Origin of the sequence: Alcaligenes sp. NLF5-7 (genome assembly GCF_024266725.1) — a bacterium.
In the GTDB taxonomy this organism is placed as follows: Bacteria; Pseudomonadota; Gammaproteobacteria; order Burkholderiales; family Burkholderiaceae_B; genus Alcaligenes; species Alcaligenes phenolicus.
This window is the reverse complement of record NZ_CP100755.1, coordinates 71808-83523: the sequence shown is the minus strand read 5'-3', so window position 1 is coordinate 83523 and position 11716 is coordinate 71808. Positions and strand designations below refer to the sequence as shown.

General features: G+C 57.4%; 11 protein-coding genes. 5 read left to right on the top strand and 6 right to left on the bottom strand.

What is annotated here, in order from left to right:
- Positions 1-2 precede the first annotated feature (2 nt).
- Genes MID00_RS00435 through MID00_RS00425 form a run of 3 tightly spaced genes read right to left on the bottom strand, consistent with a single transcriptional unit; the run spans position 3 to position 3858 of the window.
- Positions 3-689, bottom strand: a complete 687-nt coding sequence (locus MID00_RS00435; protein ID WP_203144911.1) for a MarC family NAAT transporter — start codon at positions 687-689, stop codon at positions 3-5.
- A gap of 20 nt (positions 690-709) precedes the next feature.
- Positions 710-2182: an amidohydrolase family protein gene (locus MID00_RS00430; protein WP_254499511.1), complete on the bottom strand. Its 1473-nt coding sequence runs from the start codon at positions 2180-2182 to the stop codon at positions 710-712.
- Positions 2183-2223: 41 nt separating this feature from the next.
- Positions 2224-3858, bottom strand: coding sequence for a Na+/H+ antiporter (locus MID00_RS00425; RefSeq protein ID WP_250756990.1), 1635 nt, complete (start codon positions 3856-3858; stop codon positions 2224-2226).
- A 202-nt stretch (positions 3859-4060) separates the two neighbouring features.
- Between MID00_RS00425 and MID00_RS00420 the strand changes: the two genes are divergently transcribed.
- The 5 genes from MID00_RS00420 (at position 4061) to MID00_RS00400 (ending at position 9490) form a co-directional block, all read left to right on the top strand.
- Positions 4061-4315, top strand: coding sequence for a YtcA family lipoprotein (locus MID00_RS00420; protein WP_170978589.1), 255 nt, complete (start codon positions 4061-4063; stop codon positions 4313-4315).
- Positions 4316-4322: 7 nt separating this feature from the next.
- Entirely contained in the window at positions 4323-5372 is a 1050-nt protein-coding gene (mdtN, locus tag MID00_RS00415; RefSeq protein ID WP_021446781.1) for a multidrug transporter subunit MdtN, read from the top strand.
- A complete protein-coding gene (locus tag MID00_RS00410) occupies positions 5359-7110 on the top strand; it encodes an FUSC family protein (RefSeq protein WP_021446780.1) in 1752 nt (583 codons plus the stop codon). The genes mdtN and MID00_RS00410 overlap by 14 nt, the downstream gene beginning before the upstream one ends.
- Positions 7111-7426: 316 nt before the next feature.
- A complete protein-coding gene (locus MID00_RS00405) occupies positions 7427-8806 on the top strand; it encodes an NCS2 family permease (protein ID WP_035268349.1) in 1380 nt (459 codons plus the stop codon).
- A gap of 69 nt (positions 8807-8875) precedes the next feature.
- Positions 8876-9490 carry an HAD-IB family hydrolase gene (locus MID00_RS00400; protein WP_254499510.1) on the top strand — a complete coding sequence of 205 codons (615 nt, stop codon included), beginning with the start codon at positions 8876-8878 and terminating at the stop codon, positions 9488-9490.
- A 201-nt stretch (positions 9491-9691) separates the two neighbouring features.
- On the opposite strand, the gene MID00_RS00395 is transcribed toward MID00_RS00400, so the two are convergent.
- The 3 genes from MID00_RS00395 to MID00_RS00385 form a co-directional block, all read right to left on the bottom strand.
- Positions 9692-10261: an HdeD family acid-resistance protein gene (locus MID00_RS00395; protein WP_254499509.1), complete on the bottom strand. Its 570-nt coding sequence runs from the start codon at positions 10259-10261 to the stop codon at positions 9692-9694.
- 326 nt (positions 10262-10587) lie between these two features.
- Entirely contained in the window at positions 10588-11067 is a 480-nt protein-coding gene (locus tag MID00_RS00390; protein WP_021446778.1) for a copper chaperone PCu(A)C, read from the bottom strand.
- A gap of 20 nt (positions 11068-11087) precedes the next feature.
- Positions 11088-11705, bottom strand: a complete 618-nt coding sequence (locus MID00_RS00385; protein ID WP_009460963.1) for an SCO family protein — start codon at positions 11703-11705, stop codon at positions 11088-11090.
- Positions 11706-11716 lie beyond the last annotated feature (11 nt).

Genomic DNA, 11716 nt, shown 5'->3' with positions numbered 1-11716 from the left:
ATTCAGGAGGCAGCAGGATGAGTCAGCAGCGTAGCAGCATACTGCTGTCCGCCTTCAAGGACGAGTTGTACGGCCATGCAGACCAGCAAGAACCCCATGATGCGTGAAATGGCATCGACGCCGTTATGCCCGATCACACGCACGATGCTGAGCGAGGAGCGCAGGCAAATGAAAAAGATCAAACCAATCAGGATGGCCAGAATGATGGGAGTGGCCACCAGCACCCATTCCGCATAGTGCCCGCGCATGCCAGCCATTTTGGAGGAGGCACTGATGACCAGAGCCATAGTGCCGGGACCGACTGTAGAGGGCAGGGTCAGTGGAACGAAGGCGATATTGTTGTGGGCGGCGGTGTTCTGATCGGCTGCCTTGGAAACCACGTCGCTGACAGTGGGAGGAAACAGCATGCGAAAGCCGATATACGCCACAATCAGCCCGCCCCCGATACGCATGTCCACCATGGAAATGCCCAGTGCCGAAGTAATCCACAAACCGGCGTAGTAGGTAATCAGCAAGGCCAGAATGACATACAGCGTCGCCTGACGCAGTTGCTGCTTCTTTTCTGCTGCGCTCAAGGTTTCGCCCAATGACAGGTACATCACCATTGAGGTCAAGGGATTGGCCAGGGGCAGCAAAAATGCCAGCCCCAGACCAAGCAATTTGAATAACTGCATCACTTCGTTGGGCATGGGAACTCCTTGATGAGGTTTCAGCCGGGCAGGGCGTTCTTGTAAATCTTGCCGTCCTTGATGATCAAGAGCAGGTTCTGTTCGGGCTGCTCCAGAAAGCTCAGGCTTTGTTCGGGTTCGCCATCAATCAACAGCAGATCGGCCAGGGCACCGGCTCGGATTACGCCCAGCTCGCCTTCGTACGGTTGGCGCAGGCCCGACAGTTGCAGCAGCCGGCCATTATCTCCGGTCGCCATTTTCAGCACCTTGAGCGGGCTGTAAAAACGGGTCAGCTTGGACAACATGCGGCCATGGTGTGGTAGATGGGCGGGGGTGAACAGAATGTCCGTGCCCCAGGCGGTCTGGATCTGATATTTATCGGCCAGCTCGTAGGCACGTACGGTTCCTACGGCAACTTGTTGTTGCTTGGCCTTGCTGCGTGGGTCGTGCTGGACGTTGGCGTCTTCATCGGCCAAAAAGGGTTGCAGGCTCCACCACACGCCTTCGCCAGCCATCATGCGGGCGGTTTCGTCGTCGGCAAGTTGGCCGTGTTCGATGGATTTCACGCCTGCCTTGATCGCACGCTGAATACCACGAGCGCAGTACACGTGCACCATCACGTAGGTGCCCCAGTCGCTGGCGGCGCCCACCGCGGCACGCAGTTCGGCATCACTAAATTGCAGTCCTTCCAGTGGGTCGTACAAGGAGGTGACACCACCCCCGGCCATCAGCTTGATCTGGCTGGCGCCCAGCATCAGTTGCTCCCGAACACGACGCAGGACTTGGTCGGCACCATCGGCAATGCAGGTTACACCTGCTCGTTCGGTGTGGCTTAGCTCGCCTTCTGCGCGTGGCACTTCGTAGCGCATACGAAAGTCTGCATGGCCGCCGGTTTGCGCAATCATGGCGCCGCTAGGATAGATGCGCGGGCCATGCAGCAAGCCCATATCAATACCGCGTTTCAAGGAGAAGCTGGGGCCACCGGCATCGCGCACGGTGGTAAAGCCGCGCAGCAAGGTGCGCTCGGCCTCTTTGCTGGCAATCAAATGCAGGTCAGCCGGGTCGGCCATCATGGCGGTCATCTGGTCGACAGCGCACAAGAGGCTATGCCAGTGGGCGTCGATCAGGCCAGGCATCAAGACTTTGTTCTGGCAGTCCATGACGGTGGCGTCGGCCGGAATCTCGGCAACCGGCATGACGGCAGTGATGCGGCCCTGGTCAATCTGGACGGCCAGCCCTTTTTTCAGCTCTGTTGTTTCACCATCAAACAGGCGCAGATTGCTCAGGATCAGTTTGGGAGCCAGGGCGATGGGTTTCTGATCCAGGGCATTATTGGATTGGAAGGCCGGGCCTGCAGGGGCCGCGCTGGGGGCGAAACTGGCTGATGCACTCAAGCGCTTGTGAATGAAGGGAATGGAGGGGTGGGCGCAAACACAGGCTGGCAAGCCATGACGATAGGCTTGGCGTTGTTGGCGCAGGGCAGGGGACTGGCCCAGGTAGGAGTAAGTCTGCATGGCGTCCTAAAAAATCAACGATAAATGAAAGGAAGGCGGACTCAAGACATACGCAGTTCGATCAGATCCAGCAGGCGGACCCGTTCGCGAGCGATTTCATCGGATATCTGGTGTGTGCGAGCTAAAGTGTAAACGGCCTCACGCGCGGCGTGGATGGCTCGGATTTGCATGTCTTTTTCCAGTGCTTGTTCTGCCAGATCCGGCTCCAGTCCGTCGCCTTGAGGGCTGTGAGCAATAGTGCTCAGGACGCGGTCGGCCATGGCCGTGTAACGCGCCCCTGAGGACTGGGGATTGTGAGTAATCAAGTCATTCAATGTCTGCGCCACCGACTGGGCGCTGGCGTGACGTACGGCTTGCTCGGCCCGTTCTTCCTGCTCCTGACGTCGACGCAGGGCAGGGAAGCTTACTCGTTTCATGATGGGTGGCAGGGCCAGGCTGGCCGTCAGCAGTGACACGATAATGACGACGGAGGCCAGGAAAATGGCCAGATCTCGGGCGGGAAAAGGACTGCCATCGGCAAGAGTGAGCGGCAAGGTCATGACACCGGCCAGGGTGACGGCACCCCGTACCCCGGCAATGGACAGCACCAGCACCAGACGCGGGTTGGCTTGGGCGGTCTCAGCATCATGATGCAAGCCCAGCAGGGACAGGCCGCGTCGTAGCCACAGGTAAGCGTAAACGCATAGAAAACGCAGCAAAATCAGGGTGGTACACATGGCGACCGCGTAAACCAGCAGCCAGGCTGGATTGTGGTGGCCGGTCTCCTGGACAACCTGTACCGCTCCGCGAAAGATAGCGGGTAGTTGCTCGCCCAGCAGGACGAACATCATGCCATTCAAACTAAGTTGCAAGGTGTCCCAGACGGTCTTGCGCTGCATACGGGTGGCCGCCAGTGCATTGCCCGAGAGCTCGGCGTAGCTCATGGTCACGCCTGCCGCGACAGCGGCCAGAATGCCAGAGGCCTCCATTTGTTCGGCCAGGAAGTAGGACGCAAAAGGCAGAAGCAGGCTGAACAGAACTTCTGGCCCTGGCTCTTCGCCCCAGCGGCGCACAAAGAGATTACGCAGAAAAAGCAGGGCACGCGTGGTCACTACGCCCACGACCAGGCCGGCCAGCGTTAACCACAGGAAGTTCTGGCTGGCAGACGAGATGGAAAAAGAGCCGCCCAGGGCCAGGGCTACAGCAAGTCGAAACGCAACCAGACCGCTGGCATCATTGAACAGGGATTCACCCTCCAGCAAGGCCTGCAGTCGTGGCGGCAGAGGCACGCGGCGGGTAATAGCCGAGACGGCAACTGGGTCAGTTGGCGAGACAATGGCGGCCAAGGCGAAGGCCACTGGCAAAGGCATGGCAGGAATGAGCCAGTGCAGCACGTGGCCTAATCCGAATACCGTTAAAAAGACCAGAATAAAAGCCAGAACCAGAATGCCAATTCGGTCCCGAATTAAACTTTCCTTGGAAATGCGCCAGCCATCCAGAAATAATAAGGGCGGCAGAAACAGATAAAAGAACAGATCCGGATTCAGGGTCATCCCATGATTGAACCAGCCGGCAATTAGAAAGCCGAGCAAAATCTGTACGAGAGGGGCAGGGATGGCAACAGGTATTATCTTGACCACGCTGTTACTGATTAGAACGGCGGCCAGCATGCTTAAAGTCAGGTTTACGTCATCCATGGCAACTCTGTGTAAATAACCGAGGTTATTGAGACCCTATCAGAAAGATGCTTGTCACTATACTCGTGAAAATCATAGATACACAGTTGCTTAATCAGGTAGGGATATAAGGGATGTATTTGACAGGCTCGGGTACAATTCATCGCAGCGATCAGGGCGCCATGCGCAGATCGGTTTAACAATAATCAGGGAGATGCCACGCATGCGTGCGCTACTAGCCGGTCTGGCTGTCTTGCCCTTGTTGGGGGGATGTTCTCTTGCACCTTCGGTCTATATGGCGGGTTCGTATTTCCCGGCCTGGCTGGTGTGTGTGCTGGGAGCCGTGCTGCTGACCTTACTGATTCGTTGGGGGCTGATTCGTGCGGGAGTGGATGATGCCCTGCCCATGCGTTTGCCTGTCTATGCCTGCTTGACGCTGGCACTGACCTTTGCCGCACTTCTTCTATTCTTCGAGTGACTGAGCCATGACCCAGGCACAGAAATCCTCCCCCCGTAAAGGCGCTGCCCGCCTGCTGAGCGTGCTGATTGTTGTCGCCGCCATTGTCTTGGCATGGTGGTATTTGCAGCGCTCTGCCAACAACCCTTTGTCCGAAGACGCGGTGATCGGTGCCGATGTGGTGCACATCTCCAGCTCCTTGCCTGGGCATATTGAGCGCATGATGGTGCGTGACGGTCAGTTCGTCAGCCGCGATGAACTGCTCTTTACCGTAGACCCGGTGTTTTATCAGCTGCGTCTGGAACAGGCCCAGGCTGAACTGGCGCTGGCTCAGGCTACGCTGGACATGAAACAACGGGCTGTGCGCGCAGAAGGGCATAACGCCGTCATTGCCGATGATCAGATTACCCGCGCTAAAACCAATTTGACGATGGCCACGCAAAGCCAGCGTCGCTTGGCGAATCTGGCGGCCAAGGGCTATGTCTCCCAACAGCAATTGGATGAAGCCAATACCTTGCTGCGTGATGCTCAAGTCACCTTGAAACAGGCAACAGAGCAATCCGGGGCTGCTCAGGCTCTGGTCGGCAATACGCAGGCAGAAGAAGCCATGGTGCAAGCGCGACAGGCAGGTTTGGCGATGGCCCAGCGTGACCTGGAACATACTCAGGTCAAGGCACCGCACAACGGTCGTATCGTGGGTTTGCGTATCGGCTCGGGGGAACATCTGATGCCCGGCACTTCTGTCTTTACCTTGCTGGATACGGATTCCTGGTATGTCACGGGCATGTACCGTGAAACGGATCTGAAGGAGATCAAGCCAGGGGCCTGCGCCACGGTGTATGTGATGTCCGATCCGTCGCGCAAGCTCTCGGGCAAGGTAGAGGAAATTGGTTGGGGCGTCAGTAGTCAGGAGCAGATCAATCTGCCGCGCAGCCTGCCCTATATTCAGAAATCCATGAATTGGGTACGGGTAGCGCAACGCTTTCCGGTGCGTATCCGTCTGGATGCCCCGCCCGAGGACTTGATGCGCATGGGTGCCTCGGCCACCACCATTATTCATCGCGATGGCAACTGCTAAGACCGGCGTGTCGGGTCTGGCGCGGCTGGTCTGGCAAGACTTGCAGCCCACCCCCGGTCGTCTGGCGCAAAGCTGGCGCGTGGCGGTGCTGTGCGCCTTGATGGTGCTGCTGGCCATGAACTACGGTATTCCCGAGTCTGCCGTCAGCTGCTTTGTGATCTTCTTTGTGATGAAGTCCGATGCCGGCGAGAGCTCGGTACTGGCGCTGGCTCTGGTGGTGCTGGTGTCCATTGTGGTGCTGCTGATGGTGCCACTGATTCAGGTCACGATTCAGTATCCGGCCTGGCGTTTGCTGGCCATGGTGCTGACCTCCTTTGTGCTGTTGTTTCTCGGGGTAGCCAGCAAGCTGGGGCCTTTGGGCGGGATTATTGCCTTGGTCATCGCCTTTGTGCTGACCTTGTTGGGCTATGTGCCCTTTGGCGAGATTGCTACCCGTGCCGTGCTTTATGCCTGGTTGATGACCTGCGCCCCCATGGGCCTGGTGCTGATCTTCAATCTCTGTTTTGGTTTGTACCCGCACAAGGTGTTGCGCCGTGAGCTGGCAGCGCGTTTGCGTTTGTCGGCCCAGGGCTTGATGGGGCAGGCAGATACGCAGGATTTGTGGGACGAACTGGCTTTGGGAGTCAGTGCACAACAGAAGCGACTGGGCTGGATACGGCTGTTTCATTTGCGGCCCGCACAAGAGCAGGCAGAACTGGATCAGACCATCTTGAATACCTACCGAGCCTTGCTGGCGGTTGCCGTCTTGCGCGATCAGCATCTGGACAATGAGCAGGCCACAGCATTTGCCCAGATTTGTGAACGCAGCGCACAGGATATTGAACAAGGGCGTTTGCCGCAGATGAATGATCTGCCCGAGCTGTCAGCCTCCAGTTCTTTGGCCGAACAAGATTTGCGCGATGCCTTGCTGGCCTTGTCGGGGGCAGTGTCTATTGGCAAAGCGGATCCGGAACATGGCTCCTTCATGGTGCCCGACGCCTTTAGTAATCCTGTTTATCAGCACCATGCCTTGAAGGCGACGGCAGCAGCGGTGCTTTGTTATCTGATCTATAGCGCGGCAGACTGGCAGGGCATTCATACCGCCATGATTACCTGCTACGTGGCCGCTTTGGGCTCTACCGGGGAAACCGTACACAAGCTGACCTTGCGGATTGTGGGCTGTTTGCTGGGGGCGGCACTGGGCTTTATCACCATCTTGTTTGTGATGCCGCATCTGCTGGATATTGGCGGCTTGATGGTCGTGGTATTTCTGGTGTCCCTGTTAGGGGCCTGGGTATTTTATGGCCCGGAACGTATCTCGTATGCCGGCATTCAAATTGCCTTTGCCTTTTATCTGGTGACCTTGCAGGGCTTTGGTCCCAGCTTTGATCTGGATTCAGCCCGTGATCGGGTGATCGGTATTTTGCTGGGCAATGCGGTGATGTACGTGATGTTTACCCAGATCTGGCCTGTCAGTATTGCAGGTTCGGTACGTCAGCGTTTGGCCAAGGCTTCTGACAGTTTGAGCGGCCTGGGCAGCTTATGGCAGGAACGTCCCGCCCAGGCGGTGCAGCAGTCAGCCAGCGTCGCGCAGGAGCTGTCGGCGGCCAAATATGGATTGGCTCTGATGCACTTGGAACCAGAGCGTTTGCGACCCGACCAGCAGCAGGCCCAGGATATGCAACGTCAATGGCAGCAGTTGCGCCAGCAGTTCATCGGCCAAGCCTATATGCCTGTATCTCGCCACCGAAGCGATTGATAACCCTCATTACCTAGAGGTGATTTTCCCGTCCTTGACGGCTCGTAGAATGGCCCTCACTTCCCATTATCGGGATCAAAAGAAGCGCCGTAAAGGCCTCGGTTCGGTCGGAGACACCCCCGCATACCTACTTCTTTCTGCCTATGTCTGCACCTTGTTGCGGGCAGGGCAGGACTCGTCTTTGCTCGGCGTTTTCTTTGATTCAGCGTGTGAGAAGTCTCTTGCCCCCTTTGGGGCTGGAACTGTCCATTACTGATTCCTGATGACGGCAACGTACCGTTTCAGACATCACAATACTGATAAAGGAGCATGAAGTATGGCTGAGCAAGAATCCGCATTGCGGCCAGGGCAGGAGGCCCTGGTCCCTCCGGTTGCTGGCGGTTGGTTGCAGAAACATTTTGCTTATACAGAGCGCGGCAGTTCTCTGCGTCAGGAGGTCTTGGCAGGGCTGACGACATTCCTGGCAATGGTTTATTCCGTATTTGTCGTACCGTCCATGCTGGGCAAGGCGGGCTTTGATACCTCGTCGGTCTTTGTGGCCGTGTGTCTGACCAGCGCTTTTGGCTCCCTGCTGATGGGGCTGTGGGCGAATCTGCCCATTGCGGTGGGCTGTGCCTTGTCCTTGACTGCGTTCTTGGCTTTTGACTTGGTGCTGGGCCAGCAACTCAGCCCGGCCGTCGCCCTGGGTGCCGTGTTCCTGATGGGCCTGATCTTTACCCTGATTTCCGCCACCGGGATTCGTACCTGGATTCTGCGCAATTTGCCCCTGGGCATCGCGCATGGCACGGGTATCGGAATTGGCCTGTTCTTGTTGATGATCGCTTCCAACGAGGTAGGTCTGGTGACCCGTAATACGGGCGCAGGTCTGCCGGTTGCCCTGGGGGACGTCACGTCCATGCCGGTCTGGCTGAGTGTGCTGGGTCTGGCAGCGATTTTTGGCCTGGAGCGCCGTCGTGTCACGGGCGGTATCTTGCTGGTGATCTTGGGTCTGTCGGCGGTAGGCCTGATCTTCGATCCCAATGTGCGTTTTACTGGCCTGTTTGCCATGCCTAGCCTGCTGGGCGAGAACTCCTTGATCGGTGCCATGGACATAGGCGGGGCCTTGAATGCGGTCGTCCTGCCCAGTGTGCTGGCTCTGGTGATGACGGCCGTGTTTGATGCGACCGGCACGATTCGTGCGGTCGCGGGCAATGCCGGGCAATTGGACAAGGATGGCCAGATCATCAATGGCAGTCGCGCCCTGACGACGGACTCGCTCAGCTCTTTGGTGTCAGCCAGCTTGGGGGCTTCGCCTGCCGCCGCCTATATTGAATCAGCTGCCGGCACAGCCGCCGGGGGACGTACCGGTCTGACCGCGGTGGTGGTTGGCCTGGGTTTCCTGATGCTGATCTTCTTGTCGCCTTTGGCCGGTCTGGTGCCTTCCTATGCGACTGCGCCTGCCTTGATGTATGTGGGCTTGCTGATGCTGGGCGGCGTGCGTCATCTGAATACCGAAGATACGGTCGACACCATGGCGGGTCTGGTGTGCGCCGTGTTTATCGTGCTGACCGTCAATATCGTCACAGGCATCATGCTGGGCTTTTGCACGCTGGTGCTGGGTCGCCTGTTCTCGGGTGAACTGCGTCGCCTGAATGTGGGCACGGTTCTGATTGCCATTGCCCTGGTTGTTTTCTACCTGGGTGGCTGGGCCTTATAAAGCAGGGCTTGGGAAGGGCTGGTGTTCCCCTTTACACTAGCCCTTTTTCTGAAAACCAAAGGGGTACCTGTGCTGGTCGCATTTGATTTTGATGGCACGATTACAGACCGGGACAGCTTGCAGGACTTTATACGTCGCATGCGAGGCTGGCCGGTCTGTATTCGTGCCTATTTAGCTTGCGTGCCTCGCGTCCTGGTCTGGGATCGCGGTCCGCAGCGTCGTCAGGCGATCAAGCACCGTTTTCTACGCAGTGCCTTGGGTGGTTTGAGCCGGGAGCAGGTTCAGGCTTTAGCCGCCACTTACGTGCGGGACTATGTGCCGCAGATTGTCCGCCCGGAAATGATGGAGCGAGTCCGTGCCCATCGAGAGCGGGGAGATACGGTGGTGCTGGTCAGTGCCTCGCCGTCCATTTATTTACAGCCCTGGGCGCAAGCACAGGGAATGGCTCAGGTGCTGGCGACAGAGTTGGCCTTTGATGATCAACAAGGTTGTGTGGGCATGGCCAGCGCCAATTGCTGGGGGCAGGAGAAGGTGAATCGCTTGCAGGCGTGGCTGGGCGATAAACCCGTGGAGCTGGATATGGCCTATGGTGATAGCCCCGGTGATGCGCAGATGCTGGCCCATACGCGTCAGCCCTGGCTGCGGGGAAGGGATGCCGCTCTGCCGGCGCTGGAAGTCCGATAGTCGATTGTAGGGTTTGCTCTGTGCCGCTTGAGTTGCAGGCTTGGCAGCCTGGTGGCAGGCCTACAGTCCAGGACGGGAGATCAAGATAGCAAAATGCCCGACCAGAATCTGCTTCTGGTCGGGCATTTTTTCGGAGTGATTTGCAGTGATTAAGTCAGCGGAGATCAATCCCGACGCAGGGGTTTGATCCTGGCCGATGGTTTAGTTCTGATTGCGCTGGATTGCCATACCAATCAACAAGCTGGCCCAACCTTGGGTCAGCAAATCAATACCCAGTATCAGGCCCAGAATCCATACGCTATTGCCGGGCCAGCCTGCGGCAATGATCAAACCGGCTGCCAGTGTAATCAGGCCGGAAAAGGCCATCCAGCCGCCACCTGCCTGGGCCCGGTTCTGAAACCAGATCCAGAGTCGGAATGCGCCGGAAGCAATCAGAAAGGCGCCAAAAATCAGGGTCAGGACGGTGGCACCTACCAAGGGGTTGCTGATGGCGATCAAACCGGCGAACAAGTACAAAATGCCGCTCAAGCTCCAGAACAGAAAGCCGCGCCAGCCTTTGGAACTCCATGCATGAGCCAGATGCAGCACGCCGCCTATGGTCATCAGGATGCCGACGTACACCACGCTGGCAACCGTGGCGCCAACCACGTAGATCAAGGCGATCAGACCCAGAATAATCAGGGCGATGCCCAGACCAATAAACCATCCTGGTTTCAAGGGCAGTTGACGTAGCAACTCAGAGCGATTGTTGTCATGTGGACTTAGAGCCATCTATGTACTCCTTGCAAGGTTAAACCGACGCTACGGTCTTAACTTTACTCCAGACCCGGGCAAGGGCCTAGTGATATGCAAAGAGCCTGCTGCAGAAACACGAAGGCCCTACCGTTGCGGTAGGGCCTATGGGCCGCTCTGGCGGCGGTGAACTGTCATGATGACAGTTTGGGAAAGCTGTGTTTCAGACAGCTTACTGACACTATGTCAGTGGTTTCAATGTACGTTAGCTAATCAAAACCAGCCAATTATGGAAAACCCGGAAGTCTGAAACAAAGCCCTTCAAACCGGTAAAACAGGCGGTTTGAAGGGGTGGGAACAGGGCCTTAGTGGCCGTGTGCGCCCTGGTGACCCTGGCCAGCCTTGGTGTTCAAGGCACGGACCGGAGCGCTGATTTTCAGCTCTTCCTTTTGACCGGCGGCATTCTGGATTTCCAGGGTGAGATCCACGGAACTGCCCGCCTCAACCTGTTTGTCCAGACCCAGCAGCATGATGTGGTAACCACCGGGTTTCAGTTCCACAGCCTTGCCAGCGGGCAGGTCGATTTTTTCAACCTGGCGCATGCGCATGACTTCGTTTTCCATCGCCATTTCGTGTACCTCTACCTGTTTGCTCAAGCTGCTGCTGGCGCCCAGCAATTGGGCGTTGTCGGTGGATTGCAGCACCATGAAGGCGCCGGTGGCTTGCTGGCCGGGAACCGTGGCGCGAACCCAGGGATCGGTCACGGTGACTTCGGCCTGGGCCAGGGTGGGCAGGCTCAGCAAGGCGGCCAGGGAAAAAAGAGAGCGAGCAATAGTACGTTTCATGTTGGTAATCCTGTTGGGGTTCACTTGCTCAGAGCCAGTACCTGGCGGATATCAGCCACGGCTTCTTCAGCCGTTTGCGTATGACGCAGGGCGATCTGCAACTTGCCTTGTGTGTCATACACATAGGTCAAGGCGCTGTGGTCCATGGTGTAGCTGGAGCCGGTAGGAACCTTTTGATAGAAGACTTTGAAGTCGCTGGCGGTTTTGGCCAGCTCTTCCTCGGTGGGGCGCAGGGCCACGAAACTGGGGTCGAAAGCCTGCATGTAGGCCCGCAGCAGTTCGGGCGTGTCGCGCTCCGGGTCAATGGAGATAAACAAGACTTGCAGCTTGTCGCCATCCTCGCCCAACTGTTCCTTGATGTCGACGGCACGAGTCAGGGCTGTCGGGCAGACGTCGGGGCATTGGGTAAAACCAAAGAAGATCAGCACGATCTTGCCGCGATAGTCGGCCATGGTGCGACGTTGGCCTTCGGTATCCAGCAAGCTGAAATCCTTGGCAAAGTCGGCACTGCTCATGTCTACACCTTCCAGATTGCGAAAGGCGGGCTGCTTGGGGGCCTTGTCGCCGCAGGCGCTCAGGACCAGAGGAGTCGCCAGCATGGCAAGCAGGAGCTGGCGGCGTGAGAAGGAGGCGTTCATAGAAATATCCC